This window comes from Pseudoalteromonas sp. S1727 (assembly GCF_005886375.1).
Taxonomy (GTDB): domain Bacteria; phylum Pseudomonadota; class Gammaproteobacteria; order Enterobacterales; family Alteromonadaceae; genus Pseudoalteromonas; species Pseudoalteromonas haloplanktis.
Window position 1 is genome coordinate 1 of record NZ_PNDT01000227.1, and the last position, 614, is coordinate 614.

1 protein-coding gene is annotated in these 614 nt (G+C 38.9%); it reads right to left on the minus strand.

Annotated elements, in window-relative coordinates:
* Positions 1-150: 150 nt before the first annotated feature.
* Positions 151-495, minus strand: coding sequence for a four helix bundle protein (locus CWB85_RS21775; RefSeq protein WP_029216255.1), 345 nt, complete (start codon positions 493-495; stop codon positions 151-153).
* Positions 496-614: the final 119 nt, after the last annotated feature.

Below are 614 nucleotides of genomic sequence, written 5' to 3' on the forward strand. Positions count from 1 at the left end.
TTTCGGGTTTCGGGTTTCGGGTTTCGGGTTGCAAGCTTCGGGTTGCGAGCTTCGGGTTGCGGGTTACGGGCTTCGGGTTACGGGTTGCGGGCAAACAACTTAGCCTAGCCTTTAGATTTTATTATAAGGTTAGTGGAAGTTGTGAGGGTCTCATGAGCTTTTGATTACATAAATCAATTTCCCAAGCATCTTTCCAATTACTTCGCACTCATTTAATGCAAACTCTGCTTGCTCATGATTAATATAACCGAGTTCAAAAGCAATCATAAGTTGTGTTTTTAATTCTCCTACAGAGCCTTTTGCCACAGAAAGAAAGTAGGTTCTTTCTTTATCGGAATAACGTTCATATCCCTCTGCTATATTACTTGGTACAGAAACAGCACTGCGGCACATTTGATCTTTAAGGCCAAAATCTCGTAAATCATTAAAAACACGATATATCAATAAACTTAATGAAAAAGATTTCTTCCATACATCTAAACTTTCATATTTCATCACATACCCTAGTGTTGTTACTTCCTTGCAAAAACGACCAAATAATTATGCACCTATGATTTAATTGAAGAGTGTAGCATACAGCACCCGAGCCTAAGCTACGATTATATCGTAGCCGT